The organism is Arthrobacter sp. J156 (assembly GCF_056172865.1).
Window position 1 is genome coordinate 738,673 of the sequence record NZ_CM149650.1, and the last position, 24,597, is coordinate 763,269.

The 24,597-nt window shown below is 71.9% G+C and carries 20 protein-coding genes; 4 read left to right on the top strand and 16 right to left on the bottom strand.

Going from position 1 to position 24,597, the window contains the following annotated elements; genetic code table 11:
• Positions 1–25 precede the first annotated feature (25 nt).
• The 8 genes from AC0QR5_RS03460 to AC0QR5_RS03495 form a co-directional block, all read right to left on the bottom strand.
• Entirely contained in the window at positions 26–886 is an 861-nt protein-coding gene (locus AC0QR5_RS03460) for a shikimate dehydrogenase family protein (RefSeq protein ID WP_475372492.1), read from the bottom strand.
• Positions 883–2,361 (bottom strand): endolytic transglycosylase MltG, encoded by a 1,479-nt coding sequence (gene mltG / locus AC0QR5_RS03465; RefSeq protein ID WP_430970679.1) that lies wholly within the window; start codon positions 2,359–2,361, stop codon positions 883–885. Before mltG ends, AC0QR5_RS03460 begins: the two co-directional genes overlap by 4 nt.
• Positions 2,362–2,374: 13 nt before the next feature.
• Positions 2,375–2,836 carry a Holliday junction resolvase RuvX gene (ruvX, locus tag AC0QR5_RS03470; RefSeq protein WP_475372493.1) on the bottom strand — a complete coding sequence of 154 codons (462 nt, stop codon included), beginning with the start codon at positions 2,834–2,836 and terminating at the stop codon, positions 2,375–2,377.
• A 44-nt stretch (positions 2,837–2,880) separates the two neighbouring features.
• Positions 2,881–5,574, bottom strand: a complete 2,694-nt coding sequence (gene alaS / locus AC0QR5_RS03475; RefSeq protein ID WP_329861361.1) for an alanine--tRNA ligase — start codon at positions 5,572–5,574, stop codon at positions 2,881–2,883.
• A gap of 90 nt (positions 5,575–5,664) precedes the next feature.
• Positions 5,665–5,913: a hypothetical protein gene (locus tag AC0QR5_RS03480; protein WP_329861360.1), complete on the bottom strand. Its 249-nt coding sequence runs from the start codon at positions 5,911–5,913 to the stop codon at positions 5,665–5,667.
• A 17-nt stretch (positions 5,914–5,930) separates the two neighbouring features.
• On the bottom strand, positions 5,931–6,302 hold the full coding sequence (locus AC0QR5_RS03485; protein WP_329861358.1) for a DUF948 domain-containing protein: 372 nt from the start codon (positions 6,300–6,302) through the stop codon (positions 5,931–5,933).
• A 135-nt stretch (positions 6,303–6,437) separates the two neighbouring features.
• Positions 6,438–7,064 carry a 30S ribosomal protein S4 gene (gene rpsD, locus AC0QR5_RS03490; RefSeq protein WP_329861356.1) on the bottom strand — a complete coding sequence of 209 codons (627 nt, stop codon included), beginning with the start codon at positions 7,062–7,064 and terminating at the stop codon, positions 6,438–6,440.
• 280 nt (positions 7,065–7,344) lie between these two features.
• The gene (locus tag AC0QR5_RS03495) at positions 7,345–8,673 is read right to left on the bottom strand and encodes a replication-associated recombination protein A (RefSeq protein WP_430970681.1); all 1,329 of its coding nucleotides are present in this window, start codon (positions 8,671–8,673) and stop codon (positions 7,345–7,347) included.
• A 280-nt stretch (positions 8,674–8,953) separates the two neighbouring features.
• Between AC0QR5_RS03495 and dtd the strand changes: the two genes are divergently transcribed.
• A complete protein-coding gene (gene dtd, locus AC0QR5_RS03500; protein WP_329861355.1) occupies positions 8,954–9,391 on the top strand; it encodes a D-aminoacyl-tRNA deacylase in 438 nt (145 codons plus the stop codon).
• 367 nt (positions 9,392–9,758) lie between these two features.
• Here the strand turns inward: dtd and aspS are convergent, their stop codons facing one another.
• Complete coding sequence (gene aspS / locus AC0QR5_RS03505) at positions 9,759–11,561, bottom strand: aspartate--tRNA ligase (protein WP_329861354.1); 1,803 nt, start codon at positions 11,559–11,561, stop codon at positions 9,759–9,761.
• A 214-nt stretch (positions 11,562–11,775) separates the two neighbouring features.
• On the opposite strand from aspS, the gene AC0QR5_RS03510 reads away from it, so the two are divergent.
• Positions 11,776–13,041 (top strand): APC family permease, encoded by a 1,266-nt coding sequence (locus tag AC0QR5_RS03510; RefSeq protein ID WP_329861353.1) that lies wholly within the window; start codon positions 11,776–11,778, stop codon positions 13,039–13,041.
• Here AC0QR5_RS03510 and hisS read toward each other — a convergent pair.
• Positions 13,038–14,378: a histidine--tRNA ligase gene (hisS, locus tag AC0QR5_RS03515; protein WP_329861352.1), complete on the bottom strand. Its 1,341-nt coding sequence runs from the start codon at positions 14,376–14,378 to the stop codon at positions 13,038–13,040. The genes AC0QR5_RS03510 and hisS overlap by 4 nt on opposite strands.
• Positions 14,379–14,611: 233 nt before the next feature.
• On the opposite strand from hisS, the gene AC0QR5_RS03520 reads away from it, so the two are divergent.
• Positions 14,612–16,267, top strand: coding sequence for a DUF349 domain-containing protein (locus tag AC0QR5_RS03520; RefSeq protein WP_329861351.1), 1,656 nt, complete (start codon positions 14,612–14,614; stop codon positions 16,265–16,267).
• Positions 16,268–16,377: 110 nt separating this feature from the next.
• Positions 16,378–16,962 (top strand): type IV toxin-antitoxin system AbiEi family antitoxin, encoded by a 585-nt coding sequence (locus AC0QR5_RS03525; protein WP_329861350.1) that lies wholly within the window; start codon positions 16,378–16,380, stop codon positions 16,960–16,962.
• Positions 16,963–17,047: 85 nt separating this feature from the next.
• Here AC0QR5_RS03525 and AC0QR5_RS03530 read toward each other — a convergent pair whose 3' ends face one another.
• The 6 genes from AC0QR5_RS03530 to ruvA form a co-directional block, all read right to left on the bottom strand.
• Positions 17,048–19,360: a RelA/SpoT family protein gene (locus AC0QR5_RS03530; RefSeq protein ID WP_329861349.1), complete on the bottom strand. Its 2,313-nt coding sequence runs from the start codon at positions 19,358–19,360 to the stop codon at positions 17,048–17,050.
• Between the two features lie 174 nt (positions 19,361–19,534).
• The gene (gene secF / locus AC0QR5_RS03535) at positions 19,535–20,518 is read right to left on the bottom strand and encodes a protein translocase subunit SecF (RefSeq protein ID WP_329861348.1); all 984 of its coding nucleotides are present in this window, start codon (positions 20,516–20,518) and stop codon (positions 19,535–19,537) included.
• Complete coding sequence (secD, locus tag AC0QR5_RS03540) at positions 20,511–22,232, bottom strand: protein translocase subunit SecD (RefSeq protein ID WP_329861346.1); 1,722 nt, start codon at positions 22,230–22,232, stop codon at positions 20,511–20,513. The genes secF and secD overlap by 8 nt, the downstream gene beginning before the upstream one ends.
• Positions 22,233–22,320: 88 nt before the next feature.
• Positions 22,321–22,737: a preprotein translocase subunit YajC gene (gene yajC, locus AC0QR5_RS03545; protein WP_329861342.1), complete on the bottom strand. Its 417-nt coding sequence runs from the start codon at positions 22,735–22,737 to the stop codon at positions 22,321–22,323.
• A gap of 144 nt (positions 22,738–22,881) precedes the next feature.
• Positions 22,882–23,937 (bottom strand): Holliday junction branch migration DNA helicase RuvB, encoded by a 1,056-nt coding sequence (gene ruvB, locus AC0QR5_RS03550; protein WP_329861341.1) that lies wholly within the window; start codon positions 23,935–23,937, stop codon positions 22,882–22,884.
• Positions 23,938–23,946: 9 nt separating this feature from the next.
• The gene (gene ruvA, locus AC0QR5_RS03555) at positions 23,947–24,573 is read right to left on the bottom strand and encodes a Holliday junction branch migration protein RuvA (protein ID WP_329861340.1); all 627 of its coding nucleotides are present in this window, start codon (positions 24,571–24,573) and stop codon (positions 23,947–23,949) included.
• Between the last annotated feature and the right edge of the window lie 24 nt (positions 24,574–24,597).

Genomic DNA, 24,597 nt, shown 5'->3' on the forward strand with positions numbered 1-24,597 from the left:
CCCTCCATACTGCCACGTGCCGCGCTCAACGGACGGGGCGGGGCAGGCCCACCGCGTCATACATCACGTTTGTGACCTCGGTGCGCCGCCCGGGGTCCGTGCCCGTGAACAGGAGGACCTGCTCCACGGCCTGGTGCAGGAGCATTTCCAAGCCGTCGACGACGCGGCCGCCGGCCGCCGCCCAGGCCGTGGCGAGGCGGCTGGGCCATGGATCGTACGCGACGTCGAGGAGGACGGACCCGGGCCGCATGGCCTGCAGCGGCAGGGCCCCGGACCAGGGATCCGCCGCGCCGGGCGGGAGGGTGGAGATGACGACGCCGTAGCCCGGCAGGCGCTCGGAGGCCTCCGGGGTGCCGATCGCCTCGGAGGACAGCCCGAGGCCCCGGGCGAGCCCGACGGCATCGGCCGCCCGGCCCGTGTCGCGCACGACGAAGTCGATGGCAGCCGCCCCGAGGGCCGCCGCCGCCTCGGCGGCCGCGGCCGCCGTGCCGCCGGCACCCAGGACGGCGATGCGCAGGCCGGGATCCGGCTCCACGCCGAGCGCGCGGACGATCCCGTCGACGTCCGTGTTCTCGCCGTGGAGCGAGGGGCCGCCGGTTCCGGGGCGGACGACGACCGTGTTGAGGGCGCCGAGCCTCCGGACCCGGTCCGAGACGGAGTCCATGTGCGGCACGAGGGCGTGCTTGAGGGGCATCGTCACCGAGAGCCCCCGCCATCCGGCCTCTCCGCGCAGCCGTGCCGCGAGCTCGGCCGCGTCGGGGACGCCTGCGTCGATGGCGTCGTAGCCGATCGGCAGGCCCAGATGGGCGTAGGCCGCCCGGTGCAGGACCGGTGACCTCGAGTGCCCGATCGGCTGTCCGACGACGGCCGCGCGGGCCCCGCTCACTTGCAGATGTCCGGATTGGCCGCGCACCACTGGCGGAATTCCTCCTGGTAGACGCGGTGTTCGGCGTAGGTCGAGGCGAACTTCGTCTCGCCCGTCGTCGTGTCCACCGTGACCCAGTAGTAGAAGTCGTTCTCCTCCGGGTTGATCGCCGCCTCGATGGCCGAGTTGGCGGGCGAGCCGATGGGGGTCGGCGGCAGCCCAGGGTGCACGTAGGTGTTGTACGCGTTGTCCGCGTCGTTCTTCTCGGCCTCCGTGAACTGGAGCGAATAGCGGCCCAGGCCGTAGATGACGGAGGAGTCGACCTGGAGCAGGCCGTTGGTCTCCGTGTTCCCGGGACGGAGCCGGTTCTCGATGGCGCCGGCGACGACGGGGTAGTCCTTGGGCCGGGCCTCCGCCTGCAGGATGCTGGCGATCTTCAGGACCCGGTACTGCTCCTCCGGGTCGGAGACGCCCTGCGAGGTGAGCTCCTCGAGCGTGGCGTCCACGAGGAGCTGCAGGACGCCTTGGGCATCGGTCTCGAGCGGGAAGCGGTACTCCCCCGGGTGGAGGTAGCCCTCGAGCGTCGTCGCGGGCCCCGTGATGCCGAAGGCCTCCGGCTGCTCGTTCAGCGCCTCGAGCTCGGCGACGTCGAGGCCCGTGGCCTTGTTGATCTCCTCGAAGACGGCGCCGGTGCGCATGTTCTGCCGCAAGGCCACGTAGTGCACCTTCTCGCCGCCCGTGCCGATCATCGACTGGGCGACCTCGAGGGCCGGCATCCGGCGCTGGAGCTGGTACTCCCCCGGGTGGATCTCGCGGTTCTCCGCCTCGACCTCCTGGATCGCGGCCAGGAAGAGGGTACGGCTCGCGACGATCTCCTCTTCCACGAGCTTGTCGCCGATTTGGATGGGACCCCATCCGGGCTCGACAGTGAAGGTGACCTCGCCTTCCCCCGGACCGGCGAAGTCCTCGGGCTCGCCGGGGCCGAGCAGGGTCTGCAGGAACAGGACGATCGCGGCCACGGCGACGGCGAAGATCCCCAGCACCACGAGCATGACGATGTTGCGCCGCCGGCGGCGCTGCTTGCGGATGGTGCCCGCGGCCGCGGTCTCCTCCGCGTACAGTTCGGCCTCGTCGGGCTCGACGTCGGTGTACTCGTCGTAGTGCTCGCCCGTGGATTCCCCGACGTGCTCCTCCGCGGGCGCGTCGACGTCAGCCGCCGCGGACCCGTCGTGTGACTCCGGATGACCGGGGTCGTGGGACTCGGCCGTAGCGCCGCGGTGCTCCTGCCGGGGTGCGGGAGCCGCAGGCTGCCGTGGTGCGGGATCGGTGCCGGCCGACACGCCTTCGGCATCGAACGGGGCCGTGGGCTCGCTGCGGCGCCGCCCGCTGCGCAGGCGGCGGAAGGGAGGCCCGTCGCCGACGGCTTCTGTCGGGGCTGGATCCTCGGCCCGGCGGCGGGGTTCCCGCGCGGGGGGTTCGGGATGCGTGTCGTTCACCGGCAGCCGTCCTTTAGTCGGTGTCCGTTGCCGGACGTTCGTCATGATCCACGGCGACCCCCACGTCCCGTTGGAGCGATTTTTCCATATTCAGGGCATGTTGAAGAATAGCGGCTGCGGCGACCTGGTCAACGACCCCGCGGTGTTTGCGTCCGTCGAGCCCCGCATCGCGCAGCGAGCGGTGGGCCGTCACCGTGGTCAGCCGCTCGTCGACGAGGCGGACCCCGGCCGCCGCGCCGGAGCGGGCGAGCAGGCCGGCGAGCTTCGCCGCGTAGTCCCTGGCCATGCGGGTCGAGGCCGTCTCGCCGCCGCCGAGCGACTGCGGCAGCCCCACGTAGACGGTGAGGGCCTCGCGTTCACGGACGATCCCGGCGAGGATCCGGAGGTCGGAATCCTTCTTGGCATCGCGCGTGAGCGTCCTCAATGGCGTTGCCACGAGGCCGTCGGGGTCGCAGACGGCGACCCCGACGCGCACCTGGCCGACGTCGACACCGAGCCGGACGCCGCGTTCGACGCCGTTCAGGACCGCTCCGCGATCTGGCGGACGATCGCCTGGAGGGCGTCGTCCACGCGGGTCGCGTCCTGGCCGCCGCCCTGGGCGACGTCGTCCTTCCCGCCACCGCCTCCGCCGAGGATGCCGGCGGCCGTGCGGACCAGCGCGCCCGCCTTGAGCCCGGCGTCACGGGCCTCTTCCGTCGTCGCGACGAGCACGAGCGGGCGGCCGCCGGAGACTCCGGCGAGGGCCACCACGTTGGCCCCCGCGCCGAGGCGCGAGCGCAGGTCCAGCGCGAGCGAGCGCAGGTCGTCCGCGGAGCCGACCTCGCCGGCGTCGTGCGCCAGGACGCGGATGCCCGAGACGTCCACGGCCGAGGCGAGGAGCTGCCCCGCCCGTGCCGCGAGCTGTTCGCGGCGCAGGCGCTCGATCTCCTTCTCGGCGGCGCGCAGCTTGGCGACGGTTGACTGGATGCGCTCGGACAGCTGGTTCGACGGAACGCGGAACATCTCCGACAGCTCGCCCACGAGGGCGCGCTCGGCGGCCCCGTGGCGGAAGGCCTCCATGCCGACGAGCGCCTCGACGCGGCGGTTGCCGGAGCCGACGGACTGCTCGCCCAGCAGGGTGAGGGTGCCGATCTTCGAGGTCGAGTCGACGTGGGTGCCGCCGCAGAGCTCGCGCGACCAGGCGCCGTCGATCTCCACGACGCGGACCGTCTCGCCGTACTTCTCGCCGAAGAGGCTCATCGCCCCGAGCTGACGGGCCTCGGCGAGCGGCATGACGGTGGTGCGGACCGGGTGGTTGTTCCGGATCGCGAGGTTGGAGACCTCCTCGATCTCGCTGCGCGCGGCCGCGGAGATGCCCTCGGCCCACGTGAAGTCGAAGCGCAGGTAGCCGGCCTTGTTGAACGATCCGCTCTGGAGCGCCTCGGGGCCGAGGATCTCGTGGAGCGCGGCATGGATGATGTGCGTTCCGGAGTGCGCCTGCTCCCCCGAGTGCCGGCGCTGGCGGTCGACCTGGGCCAGCACGGTGGCGGACGACGGCAGCTCGCCCTCGCGCACGACGGCGCGGTGCACGCTCAGCCCCTTGACGGGAGCCTGGACGTCGAGGACCTCGACGACGAAGCCGTCGCCCGTGATGAGGCCGACGTCGGCCGCCTGCCCGCCAGCCTCCGCGTAGAACGGGGTCTCGCGCAGGACCAGGTCGATCTCCTCGCCCTGGGTGGCGAAGTCGACGAGCTCCCCGGCGCGCACGATGCCGCGCACGGTGCTCTCGGTGCTCAGCTCGTCGTAGCCCGTGAAGACGCTGCCGCCGTCGGCCTGGAGGCGGTTGAACACCGTCAGGTCCGCATGGCCGGCCTTCTTGGCCTTGGCGTCCTGGCGGGCGCGCTGGCGCTGTTCTCCCATGAGGTCGCGGAAGCGCGTCTCGTCGACGGCGAGGCCCGCCTCGGCGGCGATCTCGAGCGTCAGGTCGATCGGGAAGCCGTAGGTGTCGTGGAGCGCGAACGCGTCTTCGCCGGAGAGCGCGGTCCCGGCGGTGCGCGACTGGCGCACGGCCTCCTCGAGACGGGCCGTTCCGGAGGCGATCGTGCGCAGGAAGGCCTTCTCCTCGGCGTACGCGATCCGGCTGATCCGGGCGAAGTCCTCCTCCACCACCGGATAGACGCCCTTCATGGCGTCGCGCGAGGCGGGGAGCAGCTCGGGCAGCACCGCGTCGTCGACGCCGAGCAGGCGCATGGCACGCACCGCGCGGCGGATGAGGCGGCGCAGGACGTAGCCGCGGCCCTCGTTGGAGGGGACGACGCCGTCGGAGATGAGCATGAGCGCCGAGCGGACGTGGTCGGCGACGACGCGCAGGCGGACGTCGTCGGTGTGGTGCGGATCGGCCGGGTCCTCGGTGCTCGTGTACTCCCTGCCGGAGAGCTCGGCGGCCTTGTCCAGCACGGGGCGGACCTGGTCCGTCTCGTACATGTTCTCGACGCCCTGGAGGATCATGGCAAGGCGCTCCAGGCCCAGGCCGGTGTCGATGTTCTTCTGCGGCAGTTCGCCCGCGACGTCGAAGTCGGTCTTGGAGCGCACGGCGGAGAGCTGGTACTGCATGAACACGAGGTTCCAGATCTCGATGTACCGGGTCTCGTCGACGGCGGGGCCGCCCTCGATCCCGTACTCGGGGCCGCGGTCGTAGTAGATCTCGGAGCAGGGGCCGCCGGGCCCGGGCTGCCCCGTGCTCCAGTAGTTGTCCGCCTTGCCCGTGCCGATGATGCGCTCCTCGGGGACGCCGACCTTGTCCCGCCAGATCGCGCGCGCCTCGTCGTCGCGCTCGTCGCCGTCCTCGTACACCGTGACCCAGAGCCGCTCGGCGTCGAGCCCGAATCCGCCATCGGCCTGGGGTGCCGTGAGCAGCTCCCAGGCGTAGGTGATGGCCTCTTCCTTGAAGTAGTCGCCGAAGGAGAAGTTGCCGGCCATCTGGAAGAAGGTGCCGTGGCGGACGGTCTTGCCGACCTCGTCGATGTCGCCCGTGCGGATGCACTTCTGGATGCTCACGGCGCGCGGGTAGGGGGCCGCCTCGCGGGCGGTGAGGTAGGGAATGAAGGGGACCATGCCGGCCACGGTGAAGAGCAGGGACGGGTCGCTCGAGACCAGCGAGGCGCTCGGGACGTGGGTGTGGCCCTTGGCGGTGAAGAACTCGACCCAGCGGCGGGCGATGTCCTGCGATTTCATGATGTGGGTGATCCCTTCGAGGAACGGTGTCACGGGGGTGGGGCCGCCGGCGTTGCCGGCGCGGAGGGCCGCGGTTCGCGGCCGGGGGGGCTAGGGGCGGGGGCGCTGCCGGGACGCCTCGCCCGCGTCGGCGAGGCCGAGGGCCTCGTACAGCTCGGCCTCGCGGCCGGCCATGCCGTCGCGGAACGCCGCGAGCGTCTCGGCGACGGCGTCGGAGGCGCGTCCGACGGCACGGTTCAGGCCGTCCTGGCTCGCCGCGTCGCGGACCTCTCCGAGCTTCTTGAACGCGAGCGCGCCGATCCCGACGCCGACGCCGACCCAGAAGAGCTTCTTCAACATGCGTGTGGCCTTCCTGGTTAGCGGCTGCGCCGGCCCTTGCCGGACGGCTTGTGGTTCATGGCGGAGCGGACGCCGTGGCTGAAGGCGGCGACCTTGATGAGCGGCCGGCCCAGGACGGAGGCGAAGAGCGAGGACAAGGCGGTGATGTTCGCGGACGCGTCCGAGACGTTGCTCGTGATCCCGTCGACCTTGCGCAACTGGTGGTTGGTGGTGGCCACGGTCGTGGTGACCTCCTCGAGCAGCGGGCTCGTGCCGTCGGAGAGCTCCCGGACGGCGGTCCGCAGCTCGTCGAACACCTTGCCCAGCTTCCAGACGGGAATGGCCAGCAGGGCCACCAGCACGGCGAAGACGCCGGCGGCGATGAGGCCGGCGATGTCGGACCCGGTCATGACTATGCTCCTCGTTTCGGTGGCTGCAACGCTACCCAACACTACCTAAGGTTCCCGGATGCCACAGAGCCCGCGGCACGAAGGCCGCGGGCTCTGTGGTGGTCGGCGGGTGGCCGCGCCTCTGATCCGGTGGGATCAGCGGGCGTAGTACTCGACGACGAGGTTCTCTTCGCAGGTCACGGGGACCTCGGAGCGCTTCGGGCGGCGCACGAGGCGGGCCTGCAGGGCCTCCAGCTTGACGTCCAGGTAGCCCGGGACGGCCGGGAGGACGTCACGGTGGGCGCCGGCGGCTGCGACCTGGAAGGGGACCATGGTCTCGGAGCGCTCGTGCACGTGGATGAGCTGGCCCTCGGCGACGCGGAACGACGGGCGGTCGACGCGCTTGCCGTCGACGCAGATGTGGCGGTGCACGACGAGCTGGCGGGCCTGCGAGATGGTGCGGGCGAAGCCGGCGCGCAGCACGAGCGCGTCGAGGCGCATCTCGAGCAGCTCGATGAGGTTCTCACCGGTCAGGCCGGCGGTGCGGCGGGCCTCTTCGAAGACGCGGGTCATCTGGGCCTCGCGGATGCCGTACTGGGCGCGCAGACGCTGCTTCTCGCGCAGGCGCACCGCGTAGTCGCTGTCCTGCTTCTTGCGGGCGCGGCCGTGCTGTCCGGGGCCGTACGGGCGGCGCTCCATGTACTTCTCGGCCTTGGGGGTCAGTGCGATGCCGAGGGCGCGCGAGATGCGAACCTTGCGGCGGGCACGGGTATTGGTGCTCACGTAGTGTCCTTCGTGTGTATCGGCGGCTGTCGTTGTGGCCCGGCCTCCGGGATGGAGAGTGTCGGGAAGCCGCTTCCCGTCGTGCTGCAGCGCGCTCCGCTCCGCGGCCGCGGAAGGATCCGGGCGTGAAAGGAGGGGCGGCTTGCCGGCCAAGGATCAATCCTAGCACCGTACCGCGCTCCACCGCATGTCGCGCCGGCAGCGGGTGGTCTGACCCGGGGCGGCGCGCCGCCCAGGAGGCGGGAGCCCGGCACGAAGCCCCGGCTGCCGGCCCGGTCCGTCAGGGGGCGCGGCGTTCCCCGTCCTTCGCCCGCTGCGGTTGCGGGCCCCGGATGATGCCCCGCAGCCGCTCCAGTCGCTCGGCGACCGCGCGTTCGGAGCCGTTGCCCGTCGGCACGTAGTAGTCCCGGCCGACGAGGTCGTCCGGGGGGTACTGCTGCTCGGCCACGCCGTGGGGGGCGTCGTGCGAGTACACGTAGCCCTTGCCGTGGCCCAGTTGCCGGGCCCCGGGATAGTGCGCGTCGCGCAGGTGGGAGGGGATGCCGCGCCCCTTGCCGGCGCGGACGTCGGCGATGGCGGAGTTCAGGCCGTTGTAGGCGGCGTTCGACTTGGGGGCCGTGGCCAGGTGCACGGTCGCGTGCCCCAGGATGATCCGGCCCTCCGGCATGCCGATGAGCTGGACGGCCTGCGCGGCGGCGACGGCCGTCTGGAGCGCCGTCGGATCCGCCAGGCCGATGTCCTCCGACGCGCTGATCACGAGCCGCCGGGCGATGAACCGGGGGTCCTCCCCCGCCTCGATCATCTTGGCCAGGTAGTGCAGCGCGGCGTCGACGTCGGAGCCGCGGATGGACTTGATGAACGCGCTGACGACGTCGTAGTGCTGGTCGCCGGCGCGGTCGTAGCGCTGGACGGCGACGTCCATGGCCCGCTCGGCATGCGCGGTGGTGAGCCGGACGCGGGCGTCGGCACCGCCGTCGGACTCCCCCCATGCCACGCCGGCGGCGGCCTCGAGCGCCGTGAGGGAGCGGCGGGCGTCTCCCCCGGCCATGCGGATGAGGTGCTCGAGGGCCTCCGGCTCCACGTCGACGGTCCCGGCGAGCCCGCGTTCGTCCTCGACGGCGCGCTCGAGCAGGGCCTGGATGTCCCCTTCCTCGAGGGGCTGCAGGGTCAGAAGCAGCGAACGGGACAGGAGCGGCGCGACGACGGAGAAGGACGGGTTCTCGGTCGTGGCGGCGACGAGCACGACCCAGCGGTTCTCCACGCCGGGCAGCAGCGCATCCTGCTGGGCCTTGTTGAAGCGGTGGATCTCGTCGAGGAAGAGCACCGTGGTGATGCCGCGCAGATCGCGGTCGGACAGGGCCTGGTCCATGACCCGGCGGACGTCCTTGACGCCGGCCGTGATCGCGGACAGCTCCACGAACGTGCGGCCAGGGCCCCGGGCGATCACGTGGGCCAGCGTCGTCTTGCCCGTTCCGGGGGGACCCCACAGGATGATGCTGGACGGGCCGGCGGGGCCCGTCTGCGCGTTTCCGGCGAGCTGGCGCAGGGGCGATCCCGGCTGGAGCAGGTGCTGCTGGCCCACGAGCTCCTCGAGGGTCCGGGGCCGCATGCGCACCGCGAGCGGGGGCCGAGGCCGGGCGCGGCCCTCGTCCTCCTCCGGCTCGGGCGCGTCGAGTCCGCTCAGCAAGTCATCCACCGCACCAGCCTATCGGCCGTTGGACCGCCGGCCGATCCCGGGGCCCCGCCAGCACGGTCCCCCGGTGGACCATCGTCGGCGCCGTACCGCGCCGGCCCGGGGTCCGGACGGTAGAGTTCCCCACGGCGCGCACCTCCCCGGCCGCCGGACCCAGCACACGCCGCCTGGTCGCGGCCCGATCCAGGAGGCTCCCATGAAGGCCATCGCACAGCGCGTCAGTTCGGCCTCGGTGGTGGTCGACGGCGCGTCGGTCGGCTCGATCGGCGCCGGACTGCTCGTGCTGCTGGGCGTCGCCACGACGGATACCCGGCGGGAGGCCGAACTGCTGGCGGCCAAGTTGTGGAACCTGCGGATGCTGGAGGACGAGGCGTCGTGCGCGCAGACCGGATCCCCGCTCCTCGTCGTCAGCCAGTTCACGCTTTACGGCGACGTCCGCAAGGGGCGACGCCCCTCGTGGACCCGGGCCGCGGGACGCGAGCTCTCGGAACCGCTCTACGAGGAGTTCGTGGCCGCCCTGCGGCGCCTGGGAGCCCACGTGGAGACCGGGGTCTTCGGCGCCATGATGGAGGTCTCCTCGACCAACAGCGGTCCGTTCACCCTGATCGTGGACACGGACGAGCTGCCCGGCTAGCGGTCCGGCCCCACCCGACCGGCCAGACCGGTCCCCCACCCAACGCACGAACCCATCCGCCCGGCCGGTCCCACACTCATCGCGCGAAACCATCCGTCTGGCCACGTCGTGCCCAGTTCACGTCAACTGGGCGAGGGCGCCACTCCCCGGCCACTTCATGGGGTCTACCTCGTGAAGTCGTGGCCGGCCGACTGTTTCGCCGAGAAGACGTGAAGTGGGCGGCGGGCTGTTTCGCCGAGACGACGTGAAGTGGGCGGCGGGCTGTTTCGCCGAGACGACGTGAAGTGGGCGGCGCACGGGACGGGAGGGCGGACGACGGCGGGGCCCACACCCCAGGTGCGGGCCCCGCCGTCGTGCGGTGTGCGGGCTACGGGGCGGCCGGGGCCGCCTCCTTCGCCGTGTCGGCCTTCTTCGGCTCCGGCTTGGCGTCCACGCCGGCCTCCTTGCGCTGCTGCGCGGTGATCGGGGCGGGCGCGGCCGTCAGCGGGTCGAAGCCGCCGCCGGTCTTCGGGAAGGCGATGACGTCGCGGATCGAGTCCGATCCGGTGAGCAGCTGAACGACGCGGTCCCAGCCGAACGCGATGCCGCCGTGCGGCGGGGCGCCGTACTTGAAGCCCTCGAGCAGGAAGCCGAACTTCGTCTGAGCGGCTTCCTGGTCCAGGCCCATGAGCTTGAACACGCGCTCCTGGACATCGCGCTGGTGGATGCGGATCGAGCCGCCGCCGATCTCGTTGCCGTTGCAGACGATGTCGTAGGCGTAGGACAGCGCGCTCTCCGGGTCCTGGTCGAACGTGTCCAGGAACTCCGGGCGCGGCGAGGTGAAGGCGTGGTGCACGGCGGTCCACTGGCCGGAGCCGACGGCCACGTCGCCGGAGGCCACGGCGGCCGCGGCGGGCTCGAACATCGGAGCGTCGACGACCCACACGAACGCCCAGTCGCCGTCCTGGACGAGTCCGGTGCGGTGCCCGATCTCGACCCGGGCCGCGCCGAGCAGGGCCCGCGCCTCGCGCGCCTCGCCCGCGGCGAAGAAGATGCAGTCGCCCGGGGCCGCGCCCACGGTCGAGGCCAGATTCTCGCGCTCGAAGTCGGTGAGGTTCTTGGCCACGGGGCCCGTGAGCTCTCCGGACTCCTGGACCAGGACGTAGGCGAGGCCCTTGGCGCCGCGCTGCTTGGCCCACTCCTGCCAGGCGTCGAGCGTACGACGCGGCTGCGAGGCCCCTCCGGGCATGACGACGGCGCCGACGTACGGGGCCTGGAAGACGCGGAACGTGGTGTCCTTGAAGAACCCGGTCAGCTCCGTCAGCTCGAGGCCGAAGCGCAGGTCCGGCTTGTCCGAGCCGTACTTCTCCATGGCCTCGGCGTAGGTCATGCGGCGGATCGGGGTGGGGATCTCGACGTCGATCAGGCGCCACAGCGCGGCGACGATCTTCTCGCCCAGCTCGATGACGTCGTCCTGCTCCACGAAGCTGGCCTCGATGTCCAGCTGCGTGAACTCCGGCTGGCGGTCCGCGCGGAAGTCCTCGTCGCGGTAGCAGCGGGCGATCTGGTAGTACTTCTCGAAGCCGCCGACCTGGAGGAGCTGCTTGAACAGCTGCGGGGACTGCGGCAGCGCGTACCAGGATCCGGGCGCCAGGCGGGCCGGGACCAGGAAGTCGCGGGCGCCCTCGGGCGTGGACCGCGTCAGGGTCGGCGTCTCGATCTCGACGTAGCCCTCGGTGTGCAGCAGCTCGCGCGCCACCCGGTTGGCCTCCGAGCGCAGGCGGATGTTGGCGTTCGGCTGGGGCCGGCGCAGGTCGAGGTAGCGGTGGCGCAGGCGCGCCTCCTCGCCGACCTCGACGTGCTCGTCGACCTGGAACGGCAGCGGGGCCGCCGTGTTCAGCACGGTGACCGTCTCGGCGATGACCTCGACCTCTCCGGTGCCGAGCGCGGGGTTCTCGTTGCCCTCGGGGCGGCGCTCCACCGTGCCGGTGACCTGGAGGACGAACTCGTTGCGCAGCGCGTGGAAGTCGGCCTCGTCGCGGACGACGATCTGTGCCACGCCCGAGGCGTCACGCAGGTCGAGGAAGGCGACTCCGCCGTGGTCGCGGCGGCGGGCCACCCACCCTGCCAGGGTGACGGTCTGTCCAATGTGCTCGGCCCTGAGGGTTCCCAGGTCGTGGGTGCGCAGCACTGTGGTCCTTTCCGAAAGGGGAATGCGGACGGCGCCGTGGCGTTCACTTCCGCATGGTTTGATCAATCCCGAACGAGTTTACCGGTCTGCCGTGCCGCGTGCGGACGCGCCGCCCCTCCGCCCGGCGGGGGACGGCCCGTCGGCCGCTCCGCGGCGGCTCCCCGCAGCGCCCCCACGTGCCGGTGAGGCACCCGAACCAGGCTGGAGTCGAGACGTGCCCCCATCCCCCGCCGAGCGGCGCCCGCTCGGGCTCCCGTCCGCCGTCGTCCTCGGCGTCGCCTCGATGGTCGGCGCGGGCGTCTTCGTCGTCCCCGGACCCGCGGCGGCGGCCGCCGGACCGCTCCTCTGGGCGGCGCTGCTCCTCGCGGCCGCCGTCGCCTCGGCGAACGCCCTGGCCGTCGCGGCCCTCGCGAGCCGGCACCCCGAGGCCGGAGGCGCCTACCTCTACGGGCGTCGGCAGCTCGGCCCGTGGCCCGGCTTCCTCGCCGGCTGGGGGTTCCTCACGGGCAAGAGCGCGTCCTGCGCCGCGATGGCGTACACGTTCGGCCTGTACGCTGCCCCGGGCTTCGCCGTGCCGCTGGCCGTCGGGGCCGTGGCCGTCCTGGCCGGGGTGAACGTGCTCGGCGTCAACCGCACGGCCGGGGCGGCCCGCCTGCTCCTGCTTCCGGTCCTGGGCGTCCTCGCGTTCGCTTGCGCCGCCGCGTTCGCGCGTCCCGCGGCGGAGCCCGTGGCCGCGGGGCCGGCGGGAACCGCGGCGGGGACGGCGCAGGCCGCCGCGCTGTTCTTCTTCGCGTTCGCTGGCTACGCGCGGATCGCCACGCTCGGCGAGGAGGTCCGGGATCCCCGTCGCACCATCCCGCGTGCGGTCCTCTTGGCGCTCGCGGCGACGCTCCTCCTCTACGGCGCGCTCTGCCTGGCGCTCGTCCACGGGCTCGGCCTCGGGGCCCTGGCGGCCAGTACGACGCCGGTGCTCGCCCTCGGCGCGCACGTGGGGCTCGCGGGATGGGTCGTCGGGGCCGCGGCGGCCCTCGCGTGCCTCGGATCGCTCCTGGCGCTGCTCGCGGGGATGTCGCGGACGACCCTGGCCATGGCGCGCGACGGCGAGCTTCCGCGCGTCCTCGCTCGCGTCGGCGACCGGCACGGGGCGCCGTGGGCGGCCGAGCTCGCCTGCGCGGTCCTCGTCGTCGCCGTCCTGCTCACCGGCGAGCTGACGATCCTCGTCGGCTTCTCGAGCTTCGGCGTGCTCGTCTACTACGCGGTCGCGAACGCGGCGGCGTTCACGCTGGCCGGACGCCCGTGGTACAGCCCGCGGTGGCTCAACGCCGCGGGCTTCGCGGCCTGCCTGGTCCTCGCCGCGAGCGTTCCCGGTCCGAGCGCTGCCGTGATGATCGCGGTCTTCGCCGTCGGCGCCGCCGGGCGGGCCGTCGCGCAGGCGGCCGTCCGGCGGCGTACGGGGCAGGAGCGGAGCGGCCGCGGCTAGCCGGCGTCGACCGCCTCCACGCGCGGGTTCAGGTCGGCGGCCGGCGGCATCCAGGTGGCCGGGTCGGCCGGGACCTGGTCGCCGGAGCGGATGTCCTTGACCTCGTGCGAACCCCCGGCCCCGGTGAACCAGACGTAGGGGATGCCGCGGCGGTCCGCGTACTTGATCTGCTTGCCGAACTTCTCGGCGCTCGCCGCGACCTCCACGGGAATCCCGCGGGAGCGGAGCGCGGCGGCGACGTCCTGCGCGTCGGACCAGGAGTCGTCGTTCGCGAGGGCGACGAGGACCGCCGTCGGGACTTCCCGGGAGGCCGCCACGGATCCGTCGGCGAGGAGCCGCGAGACGAGCCGGCTGACGCCGATCGAGAGGCCGACCCCGGGGAAGGTCCGGCTGCCCTTGGACGCGAGGGACTCGTAGCGGCCGCCCGAGCAGATCGATCCGAGCTGCTCGTGGCCCGTCAGGACCGTCTCGTAGACGGTGCCCGTGTAGTAGTCGAGTCCGCGCGCGATGCTCAGGTCGGCGACGACGCGCCCCGGGGCGCGGCGGGACGCGGCTTGCAGGACCTCGGCCAGCTCGGCGAGGCCCTCGTCGAGGAGCGGGTGCTCGACGCCGAGGGCGCGTACCCGTTCCACGAACGAGGCGTCCTCGGTGCGGATCGCGGCGAGCGCCAGCGCGGCGTCCGCCTGCTCCGACGTGGCGCCGAGCTCGCTCGCGAGGAGCTCCTTGACCTTCGCGGCCCCGATCTTCTCGAGCTTGTCGATGCTGCGCAGGACGCCCGCGGTGTCCTCCAGGCCGAGGCCCAGGTAGAAGCCCTCGGCGAGCTTGCGGTTGTTCACGCGGACCGTGAACGGCCCGATCGGCAGGGCCTCGAGGGCCTCGGCGATGACGAGGGCCAGCTCGACGTCGTAGCGGAAGGGCAGCCTGCCGTCGCCGACCACGTCGATGTCTGCCTGGGTGAACTCGCGGAAGCGGCCGTCCTGCGGGCGCTCGCCCCGCCAGACCTTCTGGATCTGGTAGCGGCGGAACGGGAAGGCCAGGTGGCCGGCGTTCTCCACGACGTAGCGGGCGAACGGGACGGTGAGGTCGAAGTGCAGGGCGAGGGCGGACGGGTCCTGCGCCGAGGCCGCGGCGTCCTGGAGGCGGCTGAGCCCGTAGACCTCCTTGTCGATCTCGCCCTTGCGCAGGAGCTGGCCCACGGTCTCGACGGCCCGGGTCTCCAGATTGGAGAAGCCGTGCAGCTCGAAGGTCCTCCGCAGCGTGTCCAGGACGTGCAGCTCCACGAGTCGCTCCGCGGGAAGCCATTCGGGGAAGCCGGACAGGGAGGCCTTGCGTGCCATGGGTGTTCCACTCCTTGTGGTCGGTGCGGGGCGGCCCGCGGTGCGGCGGCGCGCCCGGCGGCCCCGGGACGTGATGGGGCCGCGACTGCCCCATTCTAGGGGCGGTGGCGGCCGTGCCGCGAAGCCCCCCGCCACGCAACTACCTGTGAGGGTGGCAACTCGGTAAAGTGGCCGGAGTACCACAGGGGTCCCGGAAGCCGTCCGGGACCGAGTCGAGTGAAAGAGTTCCAGCGGTGACCACCAGTCAGCAATCCGACGACCAGATCCAGTCCGCACCGGCCGAGGCCACCGAGCACGACGACGTGCAGGCGCAGGACGACACCGTGGAAGCCCGGCCCGCCGAGGCCGCAGCTCCGGGAGGGACGGCCGCCCCCGAAGAGCCTGCATCGCAGGAGCCGCAGGGCGAGGAGCCTGCCGGGCAGGAGCCGCAGGGCGAGGAACCGACCACGCCGGAGGCGCAGGCCGAGGAGCCTGCCGCGCAGGAGCCGCAGGCCGAGGAGCCGGCGCCCGCGCCGTCCCCCGCCCCGGTCCCCGGCCCGAAGCCGGGAGGACGCGTCCCGTCGCCGGCCGCAGTCGCCCACCGCCCCGCCCAGCCCGCGGCACCCGTGGTTCCTGCGCCGCCGTCGTACAGCACCCCCTTGGACGAGGCCGCGAAGTTCGCCCGCGTCGCCGAGGACGGCCATGTGTTCGTCCTCATTGGCGGCGAAGAGCACCCCGTGGGCCAGTACCCCGACGCGAGCCCCGAGGAGGCGCTCGCCTACTTCGTGCGCAAGCACGACGACGTCGTGAGTCAGCTCCTGCTGCTCGAGCAGCGCGTCGCCGCCAAGGCGCCCGCCGGCGATATGACCAAGACCCTGGACCACCTGGCCGAGCAGGTCGCCGAGCGCGGGATGGTCGGCGATCTCGCCGCCCTCGAGGCCCGGATCGAGACCGTCCGGGGCGAGGTCGCCCAGCTGCAGCGCGCCGAGCGCAAGGCGCACGAGGAGCAGCGGACGCAGGAGCTCGCCGCCCGCGAGGCGATCGTCGCCGAGGCCGAGGAACTGGCCGCCAAGGATCCGGCGAACGTCCAGTGGAAGCAGGGCAGCAACCGGATGAACGAGCTGTTCGAGCAGTGGAAGGGCGCGCAGAAGCACGGCGTCCGCCTCGGCCGCTCGACCGAGGACGCGCTCTGGAAGCGCTTCCGTTCGGCGCGGACGACGTTCGACCGCCACCGCCGCGCCTTCTTCTCCCAGCTCGATGCCGACAACTCGGAGGCCAAGGCCGCCAAGGAGGCCCTCATCGCACGGGCCGAGGCGCTCTCGAGCTCGACCGACTGGGGCCACACTGCCGGCGAATACCGCCGCCTCATGGACGAGTGGAAGGCCTCCAAGCGGGCGTCCCGCAAGGACGACGACGCCCTCTGGGCGCGCTTCCGTGCCGCCCAGGACGTCTTCTTCAACGCGCGGCAGGCCGCGAACGACGCCCTGGACCAGGAGTTCGCCGGGAACCTCGCCGTCAAGGAGCAGATCCTGGCCGAGGCGAAGTCGCTCCTGCCGATCAAGGACCTCGCCGCCGCGAAGAAGGCCCTCGACTCGATCCGCGACCGCTGGGACGCGGCCGGCAAGGTGCCGCGCGCCGACATGCAGCGGATGGAGAGCGGGCTGCGCCAGGTCGAGGAGGCCGTGCGCTCCGCCGAGGACGAGCAGTGGCGTCGTTCCAATCCCGAGACCAAGGCGCGCACGAACAGCATGCTGACCCAGCTCGAGGACACCATCGCGCAGCTCGAGTCGGAGCTCGAGGCCGCCCGTGCCGGTGGCAACGAGCGGTCCATCCGCACGGCCGAGGAGGCGCTTGAGGCCCGGCGCTCGTGGCTCGAGACGCTGCAGAGGTCCGCGCAGGACTTCCAGTAGCGGGGTCCCGGCCGACGGGCCGGGCACTGCCGCCTCACAGGGGCGCCGGCTTTCCACAAGGGAAGCGGCGCCCCTGTCGCGTTCCCGGGCCCGATGGAACAGTGGGTGCCATGGACAGCCCCTGGAACGATTCCGCGCTCCCCTCCGTCATCGGCCTCGACGGGCGCCACTCGCGCGCGGAGCTCGGGGCCATGGTGCTCGACGGCGTGCTGCGGCCCGTGCTGCCCGGCGCCCTCGTGCCTGCGGGGCTTCCGGACACGCCCGAGGTGCGGGCCGCGGCGGCGGCACACGTGGCCGGGCGCGTGCCGGCCGGGACGCTGGGCCGCTTCACCGCCGCGTGGATCCACGGCTGCGCTCCCCCGCCCGGGGAGCTCGAGGTGCTCGTGCGGCGCTTCCACCGCCTCCCCCGCTCGGCGGACACGATGCCGCTGCGGCTCCACGAGGCCGAGACTGATGCCCGGGACACGGAGCTGCTGGGCGGCGTGCCCGTGACGACGCCCGTGCGGACGGCCGTCGACATCGCGCTCTTCGGGGAGGAATCGGCCGCACGGGCCGTTCTGAGCCGGATCACCCACCGGGCCGGGCTCGGCTGCCCCCCGGGCCACCTGTTGGGCCGGCTCGAATCGCTCGTGCGGCGTCCGGGCAAGTCGAGGGCGATCGAACTGGTGCGTTCGATGCTTCGGGAGGTGGCGTAGGAGGCCGGGCGGACCCTATGGGAAGGAGGGCGCACCGACCGGGGCCGGCAACCGGGCGTAGTGACCGGGGGCGCGGACCGCGGGCTCAGGTGCGGCGCTGGCCAGTATTGGAACTCGTGCGGTACACGTCGTAGACGCCGTCGATACGGCGTACGGCGTTCAGCACGTGGTGCAGGTACTTGGGGTCGCCCATCTCGAAGGAGAAGCGGGAGAGCGCCGTGCGGCTGCGGGTCGTGTTCACGCTGGCCGAGAGGATGTTCACGTGGTTCTCGGAGAGGACGCGGGTGACGTCGGAGAGGAGGGACTTGCGGTCGAGGGCCTCCACCTGGATCTCGACGAGGAAGACGCTCGTCTTGGTCGGTGCCCACTCGACGTCGACAAGGCGCTCCTTCTGGTTGGCCAGGGCCAGCAGATTGGTACAGTCCGCCCGGTGCACGGAGACCCCGGATCCCCGGGTCACGAAGCCCTCGATGGCGTCCGGCGGCACGGGGTTGCAACAGCGGGCCAGCTTGGCCAGGACCTCCCCCGCGCCCTTGACCACAACGCCCGAATCCGACGTCGAGAGCCGCTGCGACGTCGAGGTCACGGGCGTCTCGTCGAACTCCGTCTCCTCGACCTGCGCGGGGCCGACCAGGGCCGTCAGGTGCTCGATCACGTTCTGCGCCGAGGTGTGGCCATCTCCGACCGCGGCGTAGAGCGCGGTGATGTCCTGGTGGCGCAGCTCGTGGGCGACGGCCGTCAGGGTGTCGTGTGTCATGAGCTTCTGCAGGGGCAGGTTGTTCTTGCGCAGCGCCCGGGTCAGGAGGTCCTTGCCCTTGTCGATGGCCTCTTCGCGGCGTTCCTTCGTGAACCACTGGCGGATCTTGTTCCGCGCGCGGGCGCTCTTGACGAAGCCCTGCCAGTCCTGGCTGGGACCCGCGCCCTCGGCCTTGGAGGTGAAGATCTCCACCCAGTCGCCGTGGTGGAGCTCGCTGTTGAGCGGGACGAGCTTGCCGTTGACCCGCGCGCCGATCGTGCGGTGGCCGACCTCCGTGTGCACCGAGTAGGCGAAGTCGACGGGCGTGGATCCCGCGGGCAGGGCCATGACCTCGCCCTTGGGCGTGAAGACGAAGACCTCGGCCGCGTTGATCTCGAACCGCAGGGAGTCGAGGAACTCGCCCGGATCCCGGGTCTCTTGCTGCCAGTCCAGGAGGCTCCGCAGCCAACCCATGTCGGAGCCCTCGGGGCCGCTGCCTTCGGCCTTGGCTCCCGGATTCTTGTACTTCCAGTGGGCGGCCACGCCGTACTCCGCGCGCCGGTGCATGTCGTGCGTGCGGATCTGGATCTCGACCGGCTTGCCGCCCGGTCCGATCACGGTGGTATGCAGCGACTGGTACATGTTGAACTTCGGCATCGCGATGTAGTCCTTGAACCGGCCGGGCAGCGGGTTCCAGCGCGCGTGCAGGGTGCCGAGGGTCGCGTAGCAGTCGCGCACGCTGTCGATGAGGACCCGGACCCCCATGAGGTCGTGGATGTCGTCGAACTCCTTGCCGCGCACGATCATCTTCTGGTAGATCGAGTAGTAGTGCTTCGGGCGGCCCGTGATCGTCGCCTTGATCCGGGCCAGATGCAGGTCGTCGCCGATCTGGGCCCGCACGGTGGCCAGGTACTTCTCGCGCTCCGGCGTGCGGTCGCCCACCATCCGCACGATCTCCTCGTACACCTTGGGGTGCAGGGCGGCGAAGGAGAGGTCCTCGAGCTCCCACTTGACCGTGTTCATGCCGAGGCGGTGGGCCAGCGGCGCGAAGATCTCGAGCGTCTCGCGGGCCTTCTTGGCGCTGGACTCGGGCGTGACGTAGCGCCACGTCCGCGCGTTGTGCAGCCGGTCGGCCAGCTTGATCAGCAGCACGCGGATGTCCTTGGACATCGCCACGACCATCTTGCGCACCGTCTCCGCCTGCGCGGCCTCGCCGAACTGGACCTTGTCCAGCTTGGTGACGCCGTCGACCAGCATGGCCACCTCGGTGCCGAACTCGCGACCGAGCTGCTCGAGGGAGTAGTCGGTGTCCTCGACGGTGTCATGCAGCAGGGCGGCGGCGAGGGTCGTGCCCGTCATGCCCATCTCGGCGAGGATCGTCGCGACGGCGACGGGGTGGGTGATGTAGGGATCGCCGCTCTTGCGCTTCTGGCCCTCGTGGCAGCGTTCGGCGACGGCGTAGGCCCGCGTGATCAGGTCCAGCGCCTCGCGGGGGCTGTTGGCGCGCACCGTGCGCAGCAGCGGTTCCAGGATCGGCGGCTGGCCGGACGGCGTGCGGCCGGCCAGCCGGGCGAGGCGGGAGATGGTCCGCTCGCGCCGTCCCGGTCCATTGCGGTTCCCGGCGCCGGGAACCGGCACGGGGGCGGCGGGCTGTTCGGCCATGGGCGGTCCCTCTCCGGTCGGCGTGCGGGGTACATCAAGATTACTGCACGCCCGGCGTGCTCCGGACCGGGCCCGGACAGCGCTCCGGCCCCGTCCGCGCGACACGCGGCCGGGGCCGGAGGCGGCACCGTGGCGGGTGGGGCGGATCCGCGAAGGGGCCGTCCCGGTGACGGGTCAGGCGAAGGCCGGACGCCGCTCGTGTACGCGCTTGGTGTGGCGCACGATCTCGGGCTCGCCCGCGCGGAAGAGCGCGTAGAGCGGGGCCTGGACGAAGACCGTGGCCAGCGTTCCGACGATGATGCCGATGAACAGCGCCAGGGCGAGGTCGCGCAGCGTGCCCGCGCCGAGCAGGAACGCGCCGATGAAGAGGATCGAGGCGACCGGCAGGATCGCGACCACGGAGGTGTTGATCGAGCGCACGAGCGTCTGGTTCACGGCCAGGTTGACCTTCTCCTCGAACGTCCGCTCGAACTGCTCGAAGACGTTGGAGGTGTTCTCGCGGATCTTGTCGAAGACCACGACCGTGTCGTAGAGGGAATAGCTCAGGATGGTCAGGAAGCCGATGATCGCCGAGGGCGTGACCTCGAAGTCGGAGAGCGCGTAGATCCCCGCGGTCACCGTCACGACCGTGAAGAGCCCGATGATGGCCGCGAGCGACATCTTCCAGGTCCTGAAGTAGAACGCCATGAGCAGGGCCACGAGGACGATGAACACGACCAGGCCGATGAGCGCCTGCTTGGACACGTCCTGGCCCCACGTGGGGCCGACGAACGTGGACGTGACGCGGTCCGCGGAGACCCCGTAGGCCTCGGCCAGGGCCCTGGCGACCTCGAGCGTCTCGTCGTCGCTCATGCGCTCCGTCTGGACGCGCATGGTGCCGGGGGCGATGTTCGTCACGCGCGGCGTGTGGTCGGGGACCACGGAGGACACGGCCTGCTCCCCGAGGGCGACCTCCGTCGTGGCGACCTGCGAGACGGTGAACTCGGAACCGCCGCGGAACTCGATGCCGAGGTTGAAGCCGCCCTTGACGAACGGAACGATCACGGAGAGCACCAGCAGGACGCCGGCGATCGCGAACCAGAGCCGGCGCTGGCCGACGAAGGGGTAGGAGCGCTTGCCCGTGTAGAGCTCGTTGCCCCAGGTGGCGAGGTTAGGCATGGTCGGAATCCTTCGTGGAGGGGGTCGTCACCGAGTCGCGCCCGGCGGCCTTGCGGCGTTCGGCGATGGTCTGGCGTCGGGCCGCCTCCTGGGCGGAGGCCGCATTGCGCTTCGAACGGGCCGCGTCGGCCTCCTCGTTGAACCGCCGCACCTGCCCGGCGCCCCGGTAGAGGGGCACGACGCCGAGCAGCGACGGGTCAAGGCCGGAGAGCCGGTGTCCCTCGCCGAAGAAGCGGGTGCGGGCCAGAAGCTGCAGCACCGGGTGCGTGAACAGGAAGACGACGATGAGGTCGGCGATGGCCGTCAGGCCCAGGGTGAACGCGAAGCCGCGGACGTTGCCAACGGCGACGAGGTAGAGCACGACGGCGGCGAGCAGGTTCACGGCCTTGGAGGCCACGATGGTCCGCTTGGCGCGCTTCCAGCCGGTCTCGACCGCCGAGGCCAGGTTGCGCCCATCGCGCAGTTCGTCGCGGATGCGCTCGAAGTACACGATGAACGAGTCGGCGGTCAGGCCGATGGCGACGATGATGCCCGCGATGCCGGCCAGGGAGAGCCGGTAGTTCTGCGCCCAGCCCAGCAGGACGAGCGCGAGGTAGGTCAGCAGGCCCGCGACCACGAGGGATGCGATCGTGACCAGGCCGAGCAGGCGGTACTGGAAGAAGGAGTACAGGGCCACGAGGACGAGCCCGATGATGCCCGCGATCATGCCCATGCGGAGCTGGTCGGCACCGAGGGTGGCGGAGATCTGCTGTTCGCTCTGGATCTCGAAGCTGATCGGCAGGGCGCCGTACTTGAGCTGTTCGGCCAGTTCGCGGGCGGATTCCTCGGTGAAGCTGCCGGAGATCTCCGCGCGGCCGTCCGCGATGACCGCGTTCGTCGTCGGGGCGGAGACGATCACTCCGTCGAGGAGGATCGCGAACTGGTTCTGGGCCCCGGTCATGCCGACGAGGCGCTGGGTGACCTCGCGGAACTGCCCCGTGCCCTCGCCGTTGAACTCGAGGTTGACGGCCCAGCCGCCCGTCACGAAGCCCTGGGCGTTGCGCTGCTGGCCGTGGCTCGCGTCGACGATGTTCTGGCCGGGGATCTCGACGGGGCCGACGATGTACTTCGACAGCGTCGACGGATCGCAGGCGACCATGGGCTGCCCGGGGTCGTTGACGGAGTCGCTGCGCTCGGCGAGCTCGGCGGCGCAGTCGTAGGCCTCGAACTCCTGCATGAGCGCCGGGGAGATCCAGTTGGTGTCGGAGGCGTTCTCCGGCTCGGCCGACGGCTCGGGGAGCTGGTCTTCCGGCGTGCGGTTCTCCTCGGGCGTGGCGCCGAACGAACCGGCCAGGATCACGGGCCGGAACTCCATGTTCGCGGAGGCCTGGATGAGCTGGCGCTCCCGGGCGGACGGGGTGCCCGGCATGGAGACCACGACGTTGCGGCCCGACTGGGTCGTGATCTCGGCTTCGGCGACGCCGGAGCCGTCGACGCGCTGGCGGATGATCTCGACGGCCTGGTCGAGCTGCTCCTGCGTCGCGGCGGCACCGCCGGCGACCTCGGGGGCGAGGATCATCTGCGTTCCGCCCTCCAGGTCCAGCGCGAGCTTCGGCGCCCACGTCGTGTTGCCCGAGGCGACGCCGCCGACGAGCACGGCACTGAGGGCGATGAGGAGCACGCCGAGCCACAGCAGGGCACGCCGTGCGTGCCTGATCGGGCCTGTTGTTGACATCGTGGAACTTTCTTCTTGGTCCGCGGCGGGAATTCAGCGGCGGGCAGCCGGGATGCGTCGTGCATCCCGGCTGCCCGCCGTGAGTGGCCTATTCCTTGTTCTTGCCGTCTTCCTCAAGGCGGCGCAGCGTCTCCTCCGGGGTCTCGTCCAGGCTGGAGGTCCCGGCGGGCGCCTGCTCTTCGGCGGCGGGCTCGGCGTCCATCACGCGGGCGATCGCCTGTGAATGCACGGTGGCCGTGCTGCCCGGGGAGAGTTCGAGGACCACCTTGTTCTCCTCGGCGTCGATCGAGACGACCGTGCCGAAGAGCCCGAACTGCGTCATCACCTGCGATCCCGGGGCGAGCTGCGACTTCATCTGCTCCTGCTGCGCGCGCGCCTTGCGACGCGTGCGGAACATCATGAAGATCAGCAGGCCGATCGCCGCGAAGAGGATGAGCGACATCGGATCGAAGCCGCCCTGCGGGGCCTGCTCTGAGGAATTCTGGGCCAGTACCGTAATCGTCAAGGGGAAACCTGTCTGTGTTCTTGCGAAGTCTGCCGGGCGCGCGGCGGCCTGGGCCGGGCGGCGCAAGACACCATTGTATAGGCCGAATCTGGACAAAGTGTGAGCGCCGCAACCCCGGCCCCTTCCCCGTGCCCGGCCGCGGGGCTACTCCCCCGCCGCCTCCCCGTCGAGCTCGAAGGCCTCCTGGGCCCCGAAGGCGCCCGAGGGCATGGCCAGCCCGAGGTGCTCCCACGCGGCCGGCATCGCGATCCTGCCCCGCGGCGTGCGGCCGAGCAGCCCCTCGCGGACCAGATACGGCTCGGCCACGGTCTCGACCGTCTCGGTCTCCTCTCCGACGGCGATCGCGAGCGTCGAGAGCCCGACCGGTCCCCCGCCGAACTTGGTGCAGAGCGCCTGGAGGACGGCGCGGTCCAGGCGGTCGAGCCCGCGCGCGTCGACCTCGTACATATCCAGCGCCGCGCCCGCGGAGCGTGCGTCGATCTCCTCGGTGCCGTGGACGAGGGCCCAGTCGCGCACCCGCCGCAAGAGGCGGTTGGCGATGCGCGGCGTGCCCCGAGAGCGGGAGGCGATCTCGGTGAACGAGGCCGAGGTGACCTTGAGGTCCATGAGCATCGCCGAGCGGCGCAGGACCAGCTCGAGCTCGTCCACGGAGTAGAACTCGAGGTGGCCCGTGAAACCGAAGCGGTCCCGGAGCGGGCCGGGCAGCAGGCCCGCCCGCGTCGTCGCGCCGACGAGGGTGAAGGGCGGCAGCTCGAGCGGGATCGCGGTGGCCCCGGCGCCCTTGCCGACGACGATGTCGACGCGGAAGTCCTCCATGGCCATGTAGAGCATCTCCTCGGCGGGCCGGCTCATCCGGTGGATCTCGTCGAGGAAGAGCACCTCCCCCTCCGTGAGGGAGGACAGGATCGCCGCCAGGTCGCCGGCGTGCTGGATCGCGGGACCGGAGCTGATGCGCAGGGGGGCGTTCATCTCGGCCGCGACGATCATGGCCAGGGTCGTCTTGCCGAGGCCGGGCGGTCCCGAGAGCAGGACGTGGTCGGACGTCCGTTCGCGGATGCGGGCCGCCTCGAGGACGAGCGAGAGCTGGCGCCGGACGCGCTGCTGCCCCACGAAGTCGTGGAGGTTCTTCGGCCGCAGGGCCGCCTCGAGGGCGCGCTCCTCGGGTTCGCTGCCGGCCGTGACGGGCGAGGGATCGGCCATCCGGGACCCCTACCGGCCGCTCCGGGCGCTGCCGCGCCCGAGGTCGCGTAGCACCGTCCGCAGGATCTCCCCGACGTTTCCGCCGGCCACGATCTCCGGTTGGTCCCCGGCCGTCGCGTCGAGGGCCCTGCCGGCGTCCTTCTCCGACCAGCCCAGGCCCGTGAGCGCCTCGAGAACGGGCGCCCGCCAGGCCTCGCCGGCCGGAACCGCCGGGGTGGTGGATCCGGGGGCCCCGGTCGGCGCGAGCTTGCCCGCGAGCTCGAGGACCATGCGCTGGGCGACCTTCGGGCCGATCCCGGGAACTCGGGTCAGCGTCTTCGTGTCGGACCCGGCCACGGCGATCCGCACGTCTTCCGGTGAGAGGACCGCGAGCACGGCGAGGGCGAGCCGCGGACCGATCCCGGCCACGGACTGCAGCACCTCGAAGACCTCCCGGCCGTCCGTGTCGCCGAAGCCGTAGAGCGTCATGGAGTCCTCGCGCACGACCATGGCGGTATGCAGCACGGCCTGCCGCCCCACGTGCAGCCCCGACAGCGTCTGCGGCGTCGCCTGGACGAGCATGCCGAAGCCGGACACGTCCACGACCGCGCTGCCGAGTCCAACATGCTGGACCGTCCCGCTCAGGGAACTGATCATCGAAAGGCCACCCTCCGGCGTCGT